General features: G+C 47.9%; 18 protein-coding genes and 3 tRNA genes. 7 read left to right on the forward strand and 14 right to left on the reverse strand.

What is annotated here, in order from left to right; genetic code table 11:
- Window positions 1-28 precede the first annotated feature (28 nt).
- The 5 genes from KIU71_RS00450 to pspA all read right to left on the reverse strand — a co-directional run bounded on the left by KIU71_RS00450 (window position 29) and on the right by pspA (window position 4,047).
- Complete coding sequence (locus KIU71_RS00450) at window positions 29-1,585, reverse strand: sigma 54-interacting transcriptional regulator (RefSeq protein ID WP_214129123.1); 1,557 nt, start codon at window positions 1,583-1,585, stop codon at window positions 29-31.
- A gap of 81 nt (window positions 1,586-1,666) precedes the next feature.
- Window positions 1,667-2,467 (reverse strand): phenylalanine 4-monooxygenase, encoded by an 801-nt coding sequence (gene phhA, locus KIU71_RS00455; protein ID WP_214129124.1) that lies wholly within the window; start codon window positions 2,465-2,467, stop codon window positions 1,667-1,669.
- Between the two features lie 172 nt (window positions 2,468-2,639).
- Window positions 2,640-3,095 carry an envelope stress response membrane protein PspC gene (pspC, locus tag KIU71_RS00460; RefSeq protein WP_214129125.1) on the reverse strand — a complete coding sequence of 152 codons (456 nt, stop codon included), beginning with the start codon at window positions 3,093-3,095 and terminating at the stop codon, window positions 2,640-2,642.
- On the reverse strand, window positions 3,092-3,331 hold the full coding sequence (gene pspB / locus KIU71_RS00465) for an envelope stress response membrane protein PspB (protein ID WP_214129127.1): 240 nt from the start codon (window positions 3,329-3,331) through the stop codon (window positions 3,092-3,094). Before pspB ends, pspC begins: the two co-directional genes overlap by 4 nt.
- 41 nt (window positions 3,332-3,372) lie before the next feature.
- Window positions 3,373-4,047 (reverse strand): phage shock protein PspA, encoded by a 675-nt coding sequence (gene pspA, locus KIU71_RS00470; protein WP_214129128.1) that lies wholly within the window; start codon window positions 4,045-4,047, stop codon window positions 3,373-3,375.
- A 196-nt stretch (window positions 4,048-4,243) separates the two neighbouring features.
- Between pspA and pspF the strand changes: the two genes are divergently transcribed.
- From pspF to KIU71_RS00500, 6 genes are read left to right on the forward strand one after another with little or no spacing between them, the layout of a single operon-like run.
- Window positions 4,244-5,365: a phage shock protein operon transcriptional activator gene (gene pspF, locus KIU71_RS00475; RefSeq protein WP_214129129.1), complete on the forward strand. Its 1,122-nt coding sequence runs from the start codon at window positions 4,244-4,246 to the stop codon at window positions 5,363-5,365.
- Window positions 5,355-6,986: an ABC transporter substrate-binding protein gene (locus KIU71_RS00480; protein WP_214129130.1), complete on the forward strand. Its 1,632-nt coding sequence runs from the start codon at window positions 5,355-5,357 to the stop codon at window positions 6,984-6,986. The genes pspF and KIU71_RS00480 overlap by 11 nt, the downstream gene beginning before the upstream one ends.
- On the forward strand, window positions 6,979-8,001 hold the full coding sequence (locus KIU71_RS00485; RefSeq protein ID WP_214129131.1) for an ABC transporter permease subunit: 1,023 nt from the start codon (window positions 6,979-6,981) through the stop codon (window positions 7,999-8,001). Before KIU71_RS00480 ends, KIU71_RS00485 begins: the two co-directional genes overlap by 8 nt.
- Window positions 7,988-8,881 (forward strand): ABC transporter permease subunit, encoded by an 894-nt coding sequence (locus tag KIU71_RS00490; protein ID WP_214129132.1) that lies wholly within the window; start codon window positions 7,988-7,990, stop codon window positions 8,879-8,881. The genes KIU71_RS00485 and KIU71_RS00490 overlap by 14 nt, the downstream gene beginning before the upstream one ends.
- Window positions 8,881-9,876 carry an oligopeptide/dipeptide ABC transporter ATP-binding protein gene (locus tag KIU71_RS00495; RefSeq protein ID WP_214129133.1) on the forward strand — a complete coding sequence of 332 codons (996 nt, stop codon included), beginning with the start codon at window positions 8,881-8,883 and terminating at the stop codon, window positions 9,874-9,876. The genes KIU71_RS00490 and KIU71_RS00495 overlap by 1 nt, the downstream gene beginning before the upstream one ends.
- On the forward strand, window positions 9,873-10,679 hold the full coding sequence (locus KIU71_RS00500) for an ATP-binding cassette domain-containing protein (RefSeq protein ID WP_214129134.1): 807 nt from the start codon (window positions 9,873-9,875) through the stop codon (window positions 10,677-10,679). The genes KIU71_RS00495 and KIU71_RS00500 overlap by 4 nt, the downstream gene beginning before the upstream one ends.
- Before the next feature lie 15 nt (window positions 10,680-10,694).
- Here KIU71_RS00500 and KIU71_RS00505 read toward each other — a convergent pair whose 3' ends face one another.
- From KIU71_RS00505 to KIU71_RS00545, 9 genes are all read right to left on the reverse strand, one after another.
- On the reverse strand, window positions 10,695-11,825 hold the full coding sequence (locus KIU71_RS00505) for a sodium ion-translocating decarboxylase subunit beta (RefSeq protein ID WP_214129138.1): 1,131 nt from the start codon (window positions 11,823-11,825) through the stop codon (window positions 10,695-10,697).
- 2 nt (window positions 11,826-11,827) lie between these two features.
- Window positions 11,828-13,627, reverse strand: a complete 1,800-nt coding sequence (gene oadA / locus KIU71_RS00510; RefSeq protein ID WP_214129139.1) for a sodium-extruding oxaloacetate decarboxylase subunit alpha — start codon at window positions 13,625-13,627, stop codon at window positions 11,828-11,830.
- Between the two features lie 17 nt (window positions 13,628-13,644).
- Window positions 13,645-13,923 (reverse strand): OadG family protein, encoded by a 279-nt coding sequence (locus tag KIU71_RS00515; protein ID WP_214129140.1) that lies wholly within the window; start codon window positions 13,921-13,923, stop codon window positions 13,645-13,647.
- Between the two features lie 507 nt (window positions 13,924-14,430).
- Window positions 14,431-14,507 (reverse strand) — tRNA-Arg (locus KIU71_RS00520).
- 171 nt (window positions 14,508-14,678) lie between these two features.
- Window positions 14,679-14,755: transfer RNA gene (locus tag KIU71_RS00525), tRNA-Arg, on the reverse strand.
- Window positions 14,756-14,775: 20 nt separating this feature from the next.
- Window positions 14,776-14,866, reverse strand: a tRNA-Ser gene (locus tag KIU71_RS00530).
- A gap of 386 nt (window positions 14,867-15,252) precedes the next feature.
- Complete coding sequence (gene csrA / locus KIU71_RS00535; RefSeq protein ID WP_214129141.1) at window positions 15,253-15,453, reverse strand: carbon storage regulator CsrA; 201 nt, start codon at window positions 15,451-15,453, stop codon at window positions 15,253-15,255.
- Window positions 15,454-15,582: 129 nt separating this feature from the next.
- The gene (gene alaS / locus KIU71_RS00540; protein WP_214129142.1) at window positions 15,583-18,180 is read right to left on the reverse strand and encodes an alanine--tRNA ligase; all 2,598 of its coding nucleotides are present in this window, start codon (window positions 18,178-18,180) and stop codon (window positions 15,583-15,585) included.
- An 86-nt stretch (window positions 18,181-18,266) separates the two neighbouring features.
- Window positions 18,267-18,725, reverse strand: coding sequence for a regulatory protein RecX (locus KIU71_RS00545; protein ID WP_214129143.1), 459 nt, complete (start codon window positions 18,723-18,725; stop codon window positions 18,267-18,269).
- Window positions 18,726-18,799: 74 nt separating this feature from the next.
- Here KIU71_RS00545 and KIU71_RS00550 point away from each other — a divergent pair, with 74 nt between their 5' ends.
- The gene (locus KIU71_RS00550) at window positions 18,800-19,966 is read left to right on the forward strand and encodes a GNAT family N-acetyltransferase (RefSeq protein ID WP_214129144.1); all 1,167 of its coding nucleotides are present in this window, start codon (window positions 18,800-18,802) and stop codon (window positions 19,964-19,966) included.
- Window positions 19,967-20,006: the final 40 nt, after the last annotated feature.

The raw sequence follows: 20,006 nt of genomic DNA on the forward strand, positions 1-20,006 counted from the left end.
CCTGATAACGCACTTAACGTGCAGAAAATTACGACTTGATTGATGCTCGATTAATACCGTAATCGCGCAATTTATTAGCGATCGCGGTGTGACTGAGACCCAGCTTTTTGGCCAACTGCCGCGTACTGGGATAGAACGGATAAAGACGTTCCAATAAGTCTTTTTCAAACTTTTTCACTTCTTCGTCCAAGCTCCCTTCGAAATCTTCATCTACGAAACTCACCGTGGTGGCATTGGTTGGCAGTTGCAGAATATCTCGGGTTAGCTCATCACCTTCAACCATCGCCAATGCGCGAGAAAGCGTATTCTCGAGTTGCGCCACATTTCCCGGCCATGGGTAGTTCTGCAAGTAATCCAGTGCCGCTTTATCCACTCGCACCAGCGCCCTGCCTTGTTTAATACATTGTTGCTTAAGCAGTGCATCAACCAAAATAGCGATGTCAGCTTTGCGTTCACGCAACGGTGGAATGGTGACGGTCATCGCCTGCAATCGATAATACAAATCATCTCGAAATTGCTGTGCAGCAATGGCCGCATGCAAGTCGACATTGGTTGCGCAAATTAACCGTACGTTGGTCGGCACAAAGCGAGCGTCGCCCAATCGCGAAAAGGTTTTGTCAGTCACACAGCGCACCAACCGAGATTGTACACTCATTGGTATATCCGCGATTTCAGTGATGTATAGCGAGCCATTACTGGCTAATTCGATCAGCCCGGTTTGCCCCTCGGGTGCATTTAAATGCTCTGCCGTGGCACCGAATAAAGCCAGTTCTATTTGTTCTTCAGACAGGCCGGCGCCGCTAAAGCACAAAAACTCGTCTGAACTGCGTGCACTCGAATGATGGCAAGCTCTGGCGAGTGTTTGTTTGCCACTGCCGCGTTCGCCAACCAACAACATAGGTTCGTCTGACGCTGCACACAGGCGCGCATGTTTGAGTGTTCTGCGCATCGCAACTGACTGACTCACAATCCCCTCAAACCGTGGTGTTCGAGGCTGGTTGAACGCACTGAGTTGCTGCCCTAATCGAAGCTCAGATTTGAGCATCACGACAGCACCCGCCAATATCTGAGCATCTTCAGCATCAAAAATATAAATAGGTAAAATATCACCGAGGTAGTCTTGGTCTGCAAACTTCAGTTTGTGGGCTTGAGCCAGTACTTGCTTGCCATCCAGCCAACGCTGAAAATTAAAGCCTTTAACAAAATCAGCAATATCTTTACCTAACACATCGGCGGGATCTAGCTGCACCCCCGATAACGTTGCCGCGTTGACTTGGCTAATGATGGCTTTGCGGTCGATTGAGAACACTGGGTCAGGTAAGGTTTTCAAAATAGCACGGAGCTGATGTTTCTCGCGCTCAATTGGCATAAACGCAGTGGTCTTGACGTCCTCTATACCTTCTATACGACGAATTTTAGGCATTAAATGCTGAAAATCATCAAACTCAATATTAGGAAAATTTAAATAGATCTTTCCGACGGCATCAATTTCAATACCACGCAAATCTATTTCATGTTCAACGAGGATGTCGAGCACGTCTTGAGCGATGCCCAGTCGATCCTGACAGATGATTTCTAATCGCATAGTGGGTCGTAAAGTTTTTTTTACATTCTAGCACGATCAGTTTGCCTGTCGAGTGGTTAATCACCACTCGACACCGTCAGTTTAACTCGCCATTTTTTGTTTCGGTGGGAATAAGGGCTCAAACAGCCCGAGCTGCTTAGCTTGCTCAACTAAACTCATGATGTCCATTTCAGCGAGATCATACAGGTCATCAAACTCACCAAGTATATAGTAAATAGGCTGCATAATATCAATGCGGTAGGGAGTACGCAGCACGTCGATGGCATTAATCGGCTTACGCAACGGTTTGTCACTTTCCAGTGCATACACCGTTTCACCGGGGGAAGACAAAATACCCCCCCCATAAATACGTAAGCCTTCCTGTGTGTTCATTAAGCCGAACTCTACGGTGAACCAGTATAATCTTGCTAAATAAACGCGATCTTCTTTGCTTGCTGCAAGCCCAAGCTTGCCATAAGTGTGCGTGAAGTGCGCAAACGCCGGATTGGTTAACAATGGGCAGTGGCCGAATATCTCGTGAAAAATATCCGGTTCCTGTAAGTAGTCAAAGTCCTCTCGAGTACGAATAAAGGTCGCCACGGGAAACTGCTTGTTGGCTAACAAACGGAAGAACTCACCAAAATTAATTAATGCAGGCACTTCGGCAGTTTGCCAACCGGTTGTCTCTTTGAGAACTTTGTTGATGTCTTTTAACTGAGGTATTTCATTCGCCGTCATGCCGAGCAAATCAATGCCGTCTAAAAACTGCTGACACGCTCGCCCGTCCAATAATTTAATTTGGCGTTCGTACAATTCAGACCAAATCTGATTTTCTTCAGAACTCCATTCAATGATGCCATTGCTGTTGGATGATTTTGACTGATACTGACTTGTTTTACTCATAACCACTTCGTGACGATTAATTTCCTGAAAGTGTAATGATTTACGCATCAAACAACAGGGAGGTGCACTTTCCAGCTGTTCCAACGATGTAACATTTTTTTTACAGATAATAAAAAGCCACTGAAATCGTGACGATTTCAGTGGCTTACTTTGAATCAGGTGGCGTTAGTTACTAGAGCTGATTGATTTCTCGGTTTAACTGGAATTCTTTGGAGGTGACATAGGTTTCAACCTTACGTAAGCGTTCCTCTGCACGACGAAAGCGTTGCTGAATGTCATGAAATGCCTGGCGCGGTGGTTCACCGGATTGCCACACTTTGGATTTCACTTCGACAGGTTTTTCCTCTGTCTGTGAAACCGCGTCACGCCAGCCTTTACTTCCCTGCTTGAACGCCTCACCCACATTATATCCAGCTTGATACGCTGCCCCTTTAGGCTTCTTATCCATAATAAACCAACAGGCAATATAGCCGACAAACACAAAAGGCCCTGCCAGTAAAAAGAAGCTCGTCACGGTCAGAATGCGCACCAACCAGGTCTCGATACCAAAGTATTGCGCCACACCGGAGCAAACGCCGGCAATCTTGCCGTTCTCAGCATCACGGTAAAGTGTCTTTGGCGTTCTCATACCTTATCCCTCCACTGCGGCGTCTCCGAATCGAGTATGGCCTCAAGCGTACGAATGCGGTCACTCATTTGTTCAGCTTTGTTGGCTAAATCCTGCATGCGCATATACTCTTCGTCGCTCAATCCCTGATTCACCTGCTTTTTACTTCGATAATGTAATATCAACCAAATCGGCGCGACAAAAATCATGAAAATGATAATCGGCGCGATGATAATCCCAACAATTCCCTCTTGCATACTATTTACTCCCCACCAACGATAATGATTAGACTCTGTGCTTATTTCGCTTTGCTGCTTTTAGCCTGCATTTTCTTCTTCAAAGCTGCAAGTTCGTCTTCAACTTTACCGTCGGCCTCAAGCTCGGCAAATTCATCGTTAAGTGTTTTCTTACCCAGATCATACGCATCGACCTGACTTTCTAAATCATCAATCTTGCGCTCATACTGCTCAAAACGGCCCATGGCATTATCGATTTTGCTGTTATCCAACGACTTTTTCACTTCCAAGCGTGATGAAGCCGTTTTCTGACGCATGATAATAGTCTTCTGACGCGCTTTCGCATCGGCAAGTTTCTCCTGCAGTTGCGCCGTCTCATCCTGAAGTTTACTGATTTGTTCCTCGATCACAGCAAACTCTCTGTTCAGCGATGTCGCTGCATCTTCACATTTTTTCTTTTCCTGCAGTGCTGCGCGGGCTAAGTCTTCACGATCTTTATTGATCGCCAGTTCTGCTTTTGCTTCCCAGTCTGAGGCTTCACGCTCAAACTTACTGATTTGCGCACTGACTTCTTTCTTGCTCGCAATCGTTTTTGCTGACGCCGAACGAACCTCGACCAGTGTATCTTCCATTTCTTGAATAATTAGGCGAACCATTTTTTCTGGATCTTCTGCCTTATCAAGCAGGGAATTGATATTAGAGTTAATGATGTCTGAAAAACGTGAGAAAATTCCCATGTGGACTACCTCTTCTTAGATTCAATAACAATGCACAATGCATTTGCTGGTATGAACTATTCAATATGGATGCCAACTTAAATAATCAGTTAGATGGCTGTTTTTACTAAATTTTTATTCATTTCGGAAAAACACTACCAATTCAGACGTAATGAATTACACTAACACTTAGTGAATTTAACCACCTTTTGAAATCATGAGTCGATTTAGCCAACAAGACAATCTTCTCGGGCAAGCGAATAGCTTTCTTGAAGTTCTAGAGCAAATCTCGCAAATTGCACCACTGAACAAACCGGTATTGGTTATTGGTGAACGCGGTACGGGTAAAGAATTGGTCGCGGCGCGGTTGCACTACTTGTCGAAACGATGGGATCAGAATTATCTCAAGCTCAACTGTGCGGCATTAAATGAAAGCTTGCTTGAGTCCGAACTGTTCGGTTACGAGGCAGGAGCGTTTACGGGGGCATCAAAGAAACGTGAAGGGCGTTTCGAGGTCGCAGATAATGGTACGCTTTTTCTGGACGAGCTTGCCAATACCTCTGGCATGATCCAAGAAAAATTATTACGCGTGATAGAATATGGTGAGTTTGAGCGTGTCGGCGGCTCTCGTTCAATTAAAGTGGATGTGCGTTTAATTGCCGCCACCAATGAAGACTTGCCCAGCCTGGCCGACTCCGGCGAGTTTCGCGCTGACTTACTTGATCGTCTGGCATTTGATGTTATCACCATCCCCCCGCTGCGCGAACGCCGCGACGATATTATGATGCTGGCGGAAAACTTCGCGATCAACATGACGCGAGAATTGGAACTCGAGCTATTTAGTGGATTTACCGAAAAAGCGAAGCGAACGCTGTTAGATTACGATTGGCCCGGCAACATACGAGAACTGAAGAATGTGGTTGAACGCGCCGTGTATCGGGCGAATAACCCTCACCTGCCGGTACACGAGATTGTATTGGATCCGTTTGAATCGAAATTTAGGCCCACGCAGCGAGTAAAAACCGCCGACCGCGTAGCCACCGCAATACCGATTGACGCAGCAAAAAGCGAAGACAACGCTTTTTCTCATAGCGCTGAAACACAAAGTGCTGTTCAGCCTAATGTTAATCGCTCAGCAACGCTAACGTTCCCCCTTGATTTAAAACAACAATCGCAAGACTACGAAATTGATATTTTGAAAGCGGCATTGAAAGATGCGCAGTACAATCAGAAGAAAACCGCTGAAAAGCTCTGCTTGACCTATCATCAACTACGCGGGTATTTGAAGAAATACAATTTGCTCGACACCACTGGCAGTGAAGCAGCGAATGAAGCGTAGCGCGTGGCGACCAACCACAGCGTTTTTTGTCGCCGTATTGGGTGCGTGCTTAGCCGGTTGTTCCCCAACAGAAACATCGCAACCGTCAACACGCGGTGTTGTGTATTGTTCAGAGAGCGATCCGACTAGCTTCAATCCGCAATTAGATACCTCAGGTACAACGTCAGATGCAAGTGCGCATCAACTTTATGATCGCTTAATCGAGTTTGATATCGAGACGGGGAACATCGTGGCAGGACTGGCTGAAAGCTGGCTTGTCAGCGAAGATGGTCTAGTGTATACCTTTCAATTGAAAAAGAACGTCGCCTTTCACCACACCGACTACTTTTCGCCATCGCGCACCTTTAACGCCGATGACGTGTTGTTCAGCATTAATCGTTGGCGCGATGAGTCGCACCCGTACCACACAATATCCGGCGGCATGTACCCGTATTTTCAAAGTCTAAACCTAGCGGCGAACATCGAATCTGTCGACCGGATTAACGGTTATCGGATCCAAATCCACCTCACTAAACCGGATAGTTCATTTTTGGCTCACTTAGCCACTGATTTTGCGGTCATTTTATCTGCAGAATACGCAGATGAATTGCTCAAGCAGGGTCGACCCGAAGCATTAGACCACTACCCTATCGGTACAGGTCCGTATCGATTTGTCGAGTATCGAAAGAATCGTTTCATTCGTTATGAACGACATGATAACTATTGGCGTCATTCGGTTCCTAATCCACAGTTGGTGTTTGATATCACACAACGCAGCGCACTGCGGCTCGCTAAACTGATCACCGGAGAGTGCGACGTTTCTGCATTTCCCGCACAAAGCGAGCTCAACGCAGTACGCGAAGATGACCGACTGACGCTGCTTGAAAAGCCTGGCCTTAACGTGGGGTTCTGGGCGTTCAATACGCAGCGCGAACCCTTTGACAATCCTGATGTTCGTCGAGCCTTAGCCATGGCAATTGATAAGTCGACACTGCTTGATGCCGTTTACTTTGGCAGTGCCAAGCGCGCTATCGGGATTGTTCCACCCACCTCGTGGGCGCATCAACAGAACGCCGAAGAAATCAGTTACAACCCAGTTCAATCGCGCAGTCTTTTGCGAGCGATGGGGGTAGAGCAAGGCTTTAGCATGACAATCTGGGCGATGCCGGTGCAGCGCGCTTACAACCCAAATGCTATGAAAATGGCGAAGTTGATGCAGGGTTACCTCGCTGCGGTGGGCGTTGAAGTGACGATTGTCAGTTATGACTGGACGACATTTCGAAATAATCTGCAGGCTGGCATGCATGATTCTGTGTTGATTGGATGGTCTGCGGACAACGCTGATCCGGACAATTTCTATCGCCCTTTGTTAACCTGTGGCGCAATTCCGAGCGGAACCAACCGAGCAATGTGGTGTAACCAAAAATATGACAACCTGATCGAGCGTGCCATTGCGGTGACCGACAGTGATCAACGTAAGCAATTGTATGCGCAAGCCAATCGGCTTCTGTACGAACAAGTGCCGTTGCTACCCATTGCTCATGCGTTTCGGTATCAGGCGCAACGTGAAAATATTAAAAAAGTCATTATCAACTCTTATGGTGGTATTCAGCTAGGGGAGGTAGAGAAGCGCGATGACTAAGATTTTGCTCCGCTACCTTAACTTACTGGTACTGACTTTACTGGTAGTCATTGTCTTTTCGTTTACGCTCGGTTATTTGTTTCCCGGCGATGTTTATACCAATTTAACGGGCTTAGAATCCAAAGCCGAGGCGTTACGTTACTTAAAGGTTGATAGTGACGCGGGCTTCTTTTCGTTATTTATTGCCTATTTTTCAAATACCTTGGTGGGTCAATGGGGGGTCAGCTCAATCACCGGCGAACCTCTTTTTTCCGAAGTGTTACTGTCGCTACCAGCAACACTGGAGCTTGGGTTTTACGCCTTACTGCTTGCCGTTGTAGTCGGCCTTCCCTGTGGTTTTTTTGCCGGCTTGAAGCCGCAGCGAAGTCTGGACATGTCGATACTGGGTGCCAGTGCTGTCATGTATTCGTTCCCGGTATTTTGGCTCGCGATGGTGTTCATACTGATTTTTAGTCTGAATCTCGAATGGTTACCTATGTCAGGTCGTGTCGACTTGCTGCTGAACGTACCCACGGTGAGTGGTTTCATTTTTGTGGATATTTTACTCGCAGATAACATCGACAAAGGTCATGCATTTGTTGATGCGCTTAAACACCTTGCATTACCCACCTTGTCAGTTTCTATCATCACAATGGCAACGCTAATTCGCGCAGTTCGACGCTCTACACTTGATGTCATGCGAAAGCCTTACATTATTGCCGCACAGTCACGAGGTCTTAGCAGTGCGCAAATTTTCCTCAAGCATGGAATGCGTAATGCTTTGTTACCGATACTGCCTATCATGGCCATGCAGGTAACCACGTTAATCACAAATGTTATGATCGTTGAGTCGCTCTTTTCCTGGCCCGGTATGGGCCACTGGTTGCTACAAGCAATTTATCAGCAAGATTACCCAGCCATTCGAACTGGCCTTCTGGCCGTTGCCGGTGCCGTGATTGTGCTGACGATCATCATTGAAGTCCTTAGCCGGTTGGTTGACCCTAGCAGAGAGAAGTTTGATCGTGTCGCGGTTTAATCTCTATCAGGATGAGTTTCATCCCTCACCGTGGCGACAAACGTGGCGCGAATTTAAACGCAGCCATGTTGCCATGGCGGGTGTCGTTGTATTGGCTATTTTTGCGTTCATCGCTTTTTTTGGGCCACTAATATCGCCCTATGATCCAACGCTGCAAAATACTGATGCACTGCTGGTGCCGCCCTCATGGGATGCCAGTGGCACCGTGCGCTACGTAATGGGCACCGATGCATTGGGTCGCGACTTATTCTCACGTTTAATCCACGGCGCACAAGTCACTTTTGGTACCAGCGTGATGCTGGTCTTAATCGCTATGCTTGTGGGTGTGGCGATTGGCGTGATGGCTGGCATGAGCAATGGCACCCGAGCGAGTGTCATCAATCACCTGCTTGATGCCCTGATGGTAATCCCAACGCTGTTGTTAGCCATTATTATCGTAGCGATTTTGGGTACCGGTTTGGTTAACAGCATGTGGGCGATTACGCTGGCACTGATCCCGCATTTTGTGCATCACACACGTAACACGGTACGGGAGTTGATGAATAAAGAATACATTCTCGCTGCCCGTCTGGATGGCGCGTCTAAAACACATATATTCGTTCACTCATTACTTCCCAACATGATTGAAATGCTTGTCGTACAATGGACGATTGCACTGTCTGTCGCGATCCTGGACATCACCGCGCTAGGCTTTCTTAATCTCGGTGCGCAAGGTTCAACCATTGAACTGGGGGCTATCCTCGCCGATAGTGTCAATGTCGTTTATATTGCGCCGTGGAATATCGCCCTACCGGGATTGACGATTTTTGCCATGGTGTTTGCCGTAAACGTGGTGGGAGACGGTCTACGTGCAGCTCTCAACAGGAGGCTAAGACACTAATGGCATTGTTAGATATCAAAAATCTTACGCTGGAAATCGATACCGACAACGGTTGGATTAAGGCCTTAGACAAAGCCAACCTGAGCGTAAGAGAGGGTGAGATACAGGCTTTGGTCGGTGAATCTGGTTCAGGCAAAAGTTTAATCGTGCGCGCGATTTCAGGTGGTCTGCCGCCGCAGATGCGTCTGACTGCGGATCGCATGACGTGGCGCGGCGCAAATCTCTTGGCAATGAACGCAGAACAACGCCGTGAAATCATGCGTAGAGATATTGCTGTTGTGTATCAGGACCCTCTCGCTTCGCTCGATCCATCGGTCACGCTGGGTGAGCAATTGGAAGAAAGCGTTCCTTATGAATTTGTGGGTAAAGGTTGGTTTTGGGAAAAGCAAAAAGAGCGCAAGCGTATTGCCATTGAACTGGTGCATAAAGTCGGCATAAAAGATCATGCCGGTGTCATGAGCGCTTACCCGCACCAGATTGCCAGTGATATAGGGCAAAAATTCATGATCGCTATGGCGTTGGTATCCCAGCCCGCGTTACTGATTGCGGATGACCCCACACGCGGCATGGAAGCGACAACAAAAGTACAAATCCTAAAATTGTTTAAACGCCTCAACCAGACTAAACGCTTAAGCATCCTGTTTGTAGGCCACGACTTACTGGCGATTTCCAGTATGTCAGATTCAATGACCGTGTTGTACTGCGGTCAGACGGTTGAATCCGGCCCTATCAAACAACTGCAAAAAAGACCGCTACATCCTTACACTAAGGCGTTGCTAGATAGCGCGCCGAGCTTTCGTGCAGACTTGCCACCAAAGTCGCCTTTAGTTACGCTGCCGGGCACGATACCAACGTTGCAACACCTTCCGATCGGATGCAGACTGGGGCCGCGCTGTCACCGCGCGCAAAAAACCTGTGTACAAACACCGGCCGTCAGAAAAATTCATGATCATTTTTATAGCTGCCACTACCCCTTACACACGAATAACTCATGACTCAGTTACTGTCTGCTCACTCGCTCACGTTCAGCAATGTAAAACCAGCCTGGTTTAGCCGCCAGAAACGACGCGAATTTCAGCTTGGTCCGCTTGACCTGAGTATTGAAAAAGCTGAAACAGTAGCGATCATTGGCGGTAACCGGTCAGGTAAATCGTTACTGGCCAAGCTACTTTGTGGTGCGATTGAGCCGAGCGCAGGTGAAATCCAGTTTCATCAGGAAACCACGGGGCACAGCAAAGCCGATTTGTTGCGATGGCAGAAGCGTCAGGTCAGAATGATATTTCAGCGCAGTTCTGAGTCTCTCAACCCTGCGCTGATTATTGGAGATATCTTACAAGAACCTCTCAAACTGAATACCGACCAAACCGCCGCCGAACGAGAAGAGCGTGTCGAACAAGTCTTGGTGCAGGTAGGGCTGTTACGCGACCACTTTTTTTTCTATCCGCACATGTTGTCTGACGGGCAACAACAGCGGGTGGCAATGGCTAGAGCGCTGATCCTGAACCCCAGCATCATTGTTGCCGACGAGCCCTTTGCAGCACTTGACCCATCGGTACGCTCGCAAACGGTGAACCTCGTTTTACGTTTACAGCGGGAGCTTGGCTTGTCTTTCGTATTTATTAGCCACAACCTTGGTATCGTGCGTCACATTGCAGACCGCATCATTGTCATGCACGATGGCCAGATTGTAGAAACTGGCCGAACCGATACGTTGTTTCGGTGGCCTAAGCATGATGTCACAAAGCGGCTTGTCTCTGCGCACCAGTCGCTAGTAAGGCAACATCAGACGCACGCGTAGCGTCTGAATGTAAAACTATCCGACTAGCGACAGCAATATACCTGCGGCGACCGCCGAGCCCAGTACGCCTGCCACATTCGGCCCCATGGCGTGCATTAACAAAAAGTTATGCGGGTTAGCTTCCAAACCGACTTTATTCACCACACGCGCGGCCATGGGCACCGCACTGACGCCGGCTGCACCGATCAAAGGGTTGATAGTGCCTCCGCTGACTTTGCTCATGCCCTTAGCCATCAGCACGCCAGCGGCAGTGCCAATTGAAAATGCCACGGCGCCCAAGCCAAGAATACCTAACGTTTCTAACGTCAGAAACTGCTCAGCGGAAAGCTTTGAACCTACAGCAAGGCCTAAAAAGATAGTCACGACATTGATCAGTTCATTCTGTGCTGTTTTATTCAGGCGCTCGACCACGCCGCACTCACGCATTAAGTTACCGAAACAGAACATACCGACTAAAGGCGTCGCGGTTGGTAAGAAAATAATGGTTAACAGTAACACCGCCAATGGGAACAAAGTCTTTTCACGCTGCGACACTGGACGAAGCTGGGCCATTTCTATTTTGCGCTCTTTCTCATTCGTTAGAAGCCGCATAATTGGGGGTTGAATGATAGGGACCAATGCCATGTAGGAATAGGCAGCAACGGCGATAGCACCGAGCAAATCGGGCGCTAACCGCGACGCAAGAAATATTGCCGTGGGCCCATCAGCTCCGCCGATAATCGCGATGGCAGCCGCGTCTTTTAATGTAAATTCGAATCCCGGCACTAAGTTCAGTGCAATCGCACCAAACAGTGTGGCAAAAATACCGAATTGTGCGGCAGCACCTAGCAACAACATACGCGGGTTGGCAATCAATGCGCCGAAATCAGTCATTGCGCCCACTCCCATAAATATCAGCAATGGAAACACACCGGTTTCAATGCCCACGTAGTAAATGTAATGAAGGAGCCCGCCGACTTCGGAAAATCCGGCCAATGGGATGTTGGTTAACAGCGCACCAAAGCCGATGGGAAACAGCAGCAAGGGTTCAAACTTTTTGACGATCGCCAAATACAACAGTCCCAATCCAACCAACATCATGATTAACTGGCCGGCGGTAAAATGCGGCAGCGCGGTGCTCTGCCACAGGATTTCGAGTTTATCCATACTTAATTTACCGTTATCAGAGGCTGACTTGTTTGCACCGAGTCCCCTTCTTTGACTAATAATTGGGATACTGAGCCTGTGACTGAGCTGCGTATTTCCGTTTCCATCTTCATCGCTTCCAGCATAATAACCACATCGCCCTCTTCTACCTGTGCGCCTTGCCCAACTAATATAGACACGATATTACCTGAAAGTGGTGCGGTTATTTGTTGCCCTTCCCCAGCGTTTGACGAAGCCGGTTTATTGTCATCGCTAGAGGGCGCTGATGGCGTGATCGATGCGAGCTCCCCACTCGGTGCCACGGTGACTTGATACGTTTTACCTTCCACCTGTACATCATAAGACTGCGCACTGTTGTTGGTAGTCTCAGTGGGCTCAGAAGTCTTCGTTTCGGCATCGCTTTTAGTTGAGCCCGCTTGCGGTGCTGGTTCAAATGCGTCTGCATTGCCACGGTTTTTCAGGAATTTAAGCCCAACCTGAGGGAATAGCGCGTAAGTTAGCACATCATCCAGTGACTCATCGGCTAACGAGAAACTTTGTTCTTTTGCCAGCGTAGTCAATTCATCGGTTAGTTCGTCCACTTCAGGTGACAGTCTGTCGGCAGGACGGCAAGTTATTGGCTCTTCACCATTTAATACGCGCGCCTGAAGTGATTCGTTGACCGGTGCAGGAGAGGCACCATATTCTCCTTTTAATACGCCAGCGGTTTCTTTCGAGATACTTTTGTAACGTTCGCCGGATAATACATTCATCACCGCTTGAGTGCCGACAATTTGAGATGTTGGCGTCACAAGGGGGATGAACCCCAGATCCTCACGAACTTTAGGGATTTCATCCAAAACATCACTAAATTTGTCTTCGGCGCCCTGCTCTTTGAGCTGGTTCTCCATATTCGTGAGCATACCACCGGGAACCTGTGCCGTTAGGATCCGAGCGTCAACGCCTTTGAGACTACCTTCAAATTGCGCGTATTTTTTGCGTACTTCACGGAAATACTCAGCGACCTGCGTGAGCTCTGCAAGGGAGAGCCCAGTATCTCGCTCGGTCCCTTCGAGGATCGCAACAATCGTTTCTGTTGCCGTATGACCATAGGTCATGCTCATGGGAGAAATGGCGGTATCCAGCATATCAATACCCGCATCAATCGCTTTTTGATAGGTCGCGGTGCTCAAACCCGTTGTTGCGTGACATTGCATTGCAATCGGCACTGAGACTGTTTCTTTAAGGCCCTTTATCAGCGCTTCACACTCATAAGGCTTTAACAGCCCTGCCATGTCTTTAATACAAATCGAGTGAACCCCAAGACCTTCAAGCTCCTTCGCCATGGCCAACCATGTGTCTAAGGTATGCACTGGACTTACCGTATAGGAAATGGTGCCTTGCGCATGCGCGCCGCAGTCGATGGTCGCTTTTATTGCAGTTTTCAAGTTCCTGACATCGTTCATCGCATCAAAGATACGAAATACGTCGACGCCGTTTTTATGAGCTCGCTTCACAAAAGCTTCAACCACATCATCTGCATAATGCCGATAGCCCAGAAGATTTTGACCTCGCAGCAACATCTGCTGACGTGTATTTGGCATCGCGGCTTTGATCTGGCGAATACGTTCCCATGGGTCCTCACCCAAATAGCGTATACACGCATCAAACGTCGCGCCGCCCCATGATTCGACTGACCAATAGCCAATTTTATCGAGCGAAGCAGCGATGGGTAGCATATCCTCTAATCGAAGACGTGTCGCAAGCAAAGACTGATGTGCATCACGCAGCACCAGCTCTGTTAGAGCAAGGGGTTTGGTCATAGGAACTCCGATTTAGGTTAAGTCGACTTACGATATCGGTGGACAGCAGCCGCAATGGCCGCCACTACGGCGTTGGATAAGGGGGGCTCCGCCACGGCTTGAGGCTTTGCAGGCGAGTGCGCAGGCAGTGGCCCCGGGAACCGGTTCACCAACGCAGCAAGTACCTGCATGGCAATGATAAGAAAACTGAGAAATAGGAAAACAGACAGCATACCAACGCCCATAAGAATAGCGGCTTCAACCAGTTGACCGTTGACCACACTGGATGCCGAGTCGGCTAATGATAAATTTTGCATGCCACGTTCTCCTTTCCATTTATTCAACCGTCATAAGTATCACGCCGATCAGTCAAAAGCAATCCACTCACGGCACAAAATGAATAAAAAACCGAATATTATAAACATTTCCGCTTCAATTTCGCTTATTATGCATTATTTTTACATATTTATTACATTTAGATGTGTTATTCCGGTTATGGATGTCAATTTAGAGCACTGCGATACTTGGCGTTCGTGTTATCAACTTCAATGGAAGACGAGATTGCGCAGTTCACTCAAACGCACAGCAACGTTCTGTGAAAATACAGCGGTGGTAATCACCGTTTGAGATACAAGATAGGAAAGTGTTCAAAACGATTCAGCGATCGTTAATCCGCAACTATTCCGGTATGACGAGGTTAATGACGCGTGTGGAAGGATCCAATAGATATTTTAATGCGGGATTAATGGCGCGTGTGGAAGGATTCACCCCTCCGGTTACCGGGCCGTCCGCCCTAGCCAGTAGATATTTCAATGCGGGGTTAATGGCGCGTGTGGAAGGATTCGAACCTCCGACCGCCTGGTTCGTAGCCAGGTACTCTATCCAGCTGAGCTACACACGCGTGACATTAAACTTACTAAACACCTTAAGACTAGCACAAGCTAGCCAACACAACCATGTTCTTGCAACGACATTCAATCAATGGCGCGTGTGGAAGGATTTACCCCTCCGGTGACCGGCGTGCGGTGACCGGGCCGTCCGCCCTAGACAGTATAATCCTTTTGAAAGATTATGGCGCGTGTGGAAGGATTCGAACCTCCGACCGCCTGGTTCGTAGCCAGGTACTCTATCCAGCTGAGCTACACACGCGTTGTCTTACACAAAAAACATGGCGGAGAGGGAGGGATTCGAACCCTCGATACCAGTAATAGGTATGGTTCCTTAGCAGGGAACTGGTTTCAGCCACTCACCCACCTCTCCAAAATGTGGAGTCGAATTCTAACGACTCATGAAGGGAAGTCAAACCTTTTTTGGCCTAGGTTATTCTATCCGAAGGTATTTTGCACAATTAGCCCGAAGATTAACCTGTTCATGCATTAGTCGCTGTTTTAAGGGCGCTATTGCTGTCAGTCTCGGTAATTTAACCGCATGTTAACCTTCCATCTTGTGCAACGTAAAGCGCCCACTATTTGACACTAAAGAATGTGGATTATTGGAACTCGGCCCGAAGGACACGACCCGAAGGACTTGACCCGAAGGACTTGACCCGAAGGGTTGGGCTTGATCGCGTTGGTCACAGCTGCAGCACACACAAAAAAACCGAGCTTGATGACATAGGCTCGGTTTTGATTTTAGTGGATAGGCACTCAGTCGTCGCTTTCGACCTTGCCCGCATTTCCACCTTTTTCAGCTTGGATCCGCATATAAATCTCTTCGCGATGCACAGAGACCTCTTTTGGCGCATTCACGCCGATACGAACCTGATTACCTTTGACGCCTAACACAGTTACGGTGACTTCATCACCAACCATTAATGTTTCACCGACACGACGGGTTAAAATAAGCATTGTATTGCTCCTTATCCATTACAATTTTCGAGAATCCTTACGATGTAACGCTGCACCACAGCTTGAAAGTACAGCGTCGGCATTCCATGTTGTCTTGATGTCACTGCAAGATAACTAGCCCGTTTTTCCTTACAAACGTTCCTGTAGCCAAGTATTAACCGAATCCAACGCTTTTGCCAGATTTTCTGGTTGCGAACCACCCGCTTGTGCCATGTCGGGGCGGCCACCACCCTTTCCGCCAACTTGCGAGGCGACGTGATTAATTAATTCGCCAGCTTTTACCTTATCTGTTAAATCTTTAGTGACGCCAGCGATCAAATTCACTTTTTCATCACTCGCCACGCCAATACATACGACACCACTGCCAATTCGGTTCTTCAAATCATCCAGAATATTGCGCAGAGACTTTGCTTCAACACCCTGCATCTCTGTAATCAACACACTAACGCCATTAATCGATACGGCACTGTTCAACAAATCTTGCCCTTGTTGACTGTTCAATTTTTGCTGCATCTGTTGATTTTGCTTTTCTAGCTCTTTGATACTGGTTTGCAACGCCTTGACGCGCTCAGGTAGCGCGGCTGGGTCAGCTTTGAGTAAGGTCGCAAGTTCCGCCAGTTTGAGTTGTTGATGCTGCATGAATTCAACCGCAGCTTCCCCCGTAATCGCTTCTATACGGCGAATCCCAGAAGCAATACCGCTTTCTGAGACAATCTTAAACGTGCCGATCTCGCCCGTGCTGGCAACATGAGTGCCACCGCACAACTCGGTTGAAAAATCCCCCATGGTCACCACACGAACCTCATCGTCGTACTTTTCTCCGAACAACGCCATTGCTCCTGACGCCTTAGCTTCATCAATGTTCATGAGTTTAGTGGTGAGCGAATGATTGGCGCGGATTTGCTGGTTGACCATTGCCTCAATCGTGTGAAGCTGGTTGTGGCTCACTGCCTCCATATGCGAAAAATCAAAACGCAATTTCTCTGCATCAACTAAGCTGCCCTTTTGCGTGACATGCTCGCCGAGCACTTTGCGCAATGCCGCATGCAGCAAGTGCGTTGCACTGTGATTAAGTTTGATCGCTTGGCGCTGAAAGCTATCGATACTAGCACTGACATGATCACCGACGCTCAGTGTGCCCACGACTTCCGCCTTATGCGCAAAGCTGGCACCCATTTTTAGCGTATCACCTATTGTGGCAGTTGCGTTTTCACCACTTATACTCCCAGTGTCGCCAACCTGACCACCTGACTCTGCATAAAACGGTGTGCTATCAAGAACGATGAGTACATCTTTTGCATCATTAACTGTTTCGACCGGTTTACCGTTGAGAACGAGAGCAACCACGGTTGACTGTTGTTCAGTCGCGTCATAGCCGGTAAAGACGGTTTCACTGTCTAACTGCACTGACGCGCCGTAATCTGCGCCAAACTGACTGGATTTCTGTGCTCGCTCTCGCTGTTGCTGCATGCACGCCTCAAATCCAGACTCATCTATGGTAAATCCTTTTTCTCTTGCCACATCATTGGTGAGATCAGCCGGAAATCCGTAAGTATCATAAAGTTTGAACACGATCTCACCAGGCACTACCGTGCCTTCAATATCTTCTAAGGCTTCGGATAGAAGGGTCATACCGCGCGCCAATGTGCGACTAAATTGCTCCTCTTCGACTTTAAGCACTTTCTCAAGCACGGCTTTTTGCTCACGCAGCTCTGGGTAAAACTCGCCCATTTGCTCACACAGCGTATCGACGAGTCGATAGAAGAAAATCTCGTTTGCACCCAACTTATATCCGTGTCTCACTGCGCGGCGAATAATTCTACGCAATACGTAACCACGGCCTTCATTCGACGGCATTGCCCCATCGCAAATGAGAAAGCAGCACGAGCGAATATGATCAGCGATAACACGCAGCGATTTGTCTTCCAAATCCTGTGTACCGACGATGACTGCGGCGGATTTAATCAACGCCTGAAACAAGTCGATTTCATAATTACTGTGGACGTTTTGTAAAATAGCACTGATCCGTTCTAGCCCCATACCGGTGTCAATCGATGGCTTGGGAAGCGGCAACATTTCACCGTCTGCCTGACGGTTAAACTGCATAAAAACCAGATTCCAGATTTCGATGAAGCGGTCACCATCCTCTTCTGGGCTTCCTGGGGGGCCTCCCCAAATATGCTCACCGTGATCATAGAAAATTTCTGAGCAAGGTCCACAGGGTCCGGTATCTCCCATAGACCAAAAATTGTCAGAAGTAGAAATACGAATAATTTTTTCAGCCGGTACGCCGATATCGTTTTCCCAAATTGAAAACGCTTCGTCGTCTTCCGAATACACAGTGACAAGCAATTTTTCTTTGGGCAGCTTGAGTTCTTCGGTTAAAAACCGCCAGGCAAATTGAATCGCTTCGCGCTTAAAATAATCGCCAAAGCTGAAATTCCCTAACATCTCAAAAAACGTGTGGTGACGCGCCGTATACCCGACGTTCTCTAGATCATTGTGCTTGCCACCGGCACGCACGCAGCGCTGAGATGATACCGCACGAGTGTAGGCGCGCTTTTCTGTGCCCAGAAAAGTATCTTTAAACTGATTCATGCCCGCATTGGTAAACAGCAAAGTGGGATCACCATGAGGGATCAACGAAGAGCTAGAAACCGGCTGATGGCCCTGCTTAGCAAAGAAGTCGATAAACGTCTGTCGAATCTGAGCGGTTGATAATGTCATGAAGGGTCCTGTGTGCTGAGTGTAAAAACGAATTAAGCAAGGCTCGCGCCTTAGCGCGCAAAGATAGCATGCTTATACCAATGGTGTTAAGCGTCTAATACTGGATTGTATTGGATTGCATGATTAATCTGCTCAAAATCAAAACCTCGGTTAAGCAGAAACCGTTGTTGCTTTTGTTTTTTGTGCCAATCTAGTTCAATGTCCTCACCAAACTTCTTGCACTTCACCTCGTAAGCTAAGGTAAACCAGTCAATCTCATTTTGCTCAAATGCCTGCGAAATCAGCGTATTGGATAGCTTCTGCTGGCTCATCTGCTGACGAATACGCTGTGGACCGTGCCCTTTAGACACACCCACCCTGACTGCCATTTCCGCATACCGCTGATCGGACTGTAAGCCCTGCTCGGTTAATCCTTCGATTTGCTCCTGTACGGCTTTATGGCTAAAGCCTTTCTGTGTCAATTTACGCAGCAATTCATGGCTGCTGTGCTCACGCATTGCCTGCAGGCGGATTAGCGCAGCAAATATTTGAGAATCGTCTTCCATTCTTGCAGTATCCCACGAGAACAATCATTATCACAACCAAGGAAAACCCGTGCCATCCAAACTAACGAGATTCCGTGACTAAGCCAACCCAATATCGCATCAGTATTGCCTCTCAACTGCAAGAGATTAATCGCGATCACTGGCAAAAGTGTAGCCTTCACTCGCCCCCGTTCTTGCAATATGATTTTCTGCATGCGCTTGAATCAAGTGGCAGTATTGGCGGTGATACGGGCTGGGACACACACTTTATCGTAGTGTATGAAATAGATAATTCGATGCCCGTGGCGTATGTTCCTTGCTATTTAAAACATCACAGTTATGGCGAGTACGTATTCGACCACGCGTGGGCAAATGCCTATCACGAGCACGGCATTCAGTATTATCCCAAACTACTGATTGGCGTCCCGTTTACACCGGTCACCAGTAACAAAGTATTGTGCTGCCCTAACGCTAACGCAACAGAAGTCAATGCGTTTGTGTTTGACCATATTCACAGTATTTGCAATAACGCGGGCACGTCGTCTTTGCATTGGCTTTTTAATACCTACCAACAGAAGCGCGAATCAGAATTGCATGGGCTACCCACAAGGCTCTCGGTACAATTTCAGTGGTACAACCAAGGCTATCAGGATTTTGACGACTTTCTTGCGCGATTTACCTCACGTAAGCGCAAAGATATCCGTAAAGAACGGAAAAAAGTTGCTGAGCAAGGGATTTTAATCAATTACTATTGCGGCGAGTCTATTCAGGCCGATCACATCGCATTTTTCTATCAGTGTTACTGTCAAACCTACCTTAAACGCAGCGGTCATACCGGTTATCTCACACGTCGTTTTTTTGAACAACTTTATGCTAAGTTTGCGCGTAATATGATGATTGTGGTGGCAACCCAATCTGATAAACCTATTGCCGCAGCGTTATACTTATTCGACGACCACGGATTGTATGGCCGCTACTGGGGAAGCCTGCGTGAGTATGACGGTTTACACTTTGAATGTTGCTATTACGCAGGAATAGATTTTGCCATCCAGCACAATATTCCGTTGTTTAATCCTGGTACACAGGGCGAGCACAAAATTTTGAGGGGATTCGAACCCACGTATTGTTACTCCAGTCACTACGTGGCTGATCCCCGCTTCGCTAACGCAGTGAAGAACTTTACACAACAGGAACGGCCAGCCATGGAGCGTTATTTCATGCAAGCCACAAACGCTTTACCTTTTAAACAAAACCAAGAGTGATGGCGGTAACAACATCACCATTGACGATAGAAACCCGATA

Source organism: Alteromonas oceanisediminis (assembly GCF_018474025.1).
Lineage (GTDB): Bacteria > Pseudomonadota > Gammaproteobacteria > Enterobacterales > Alteromonadaceae > Alteromonas_E > Alteromonas_E oceanisediminis.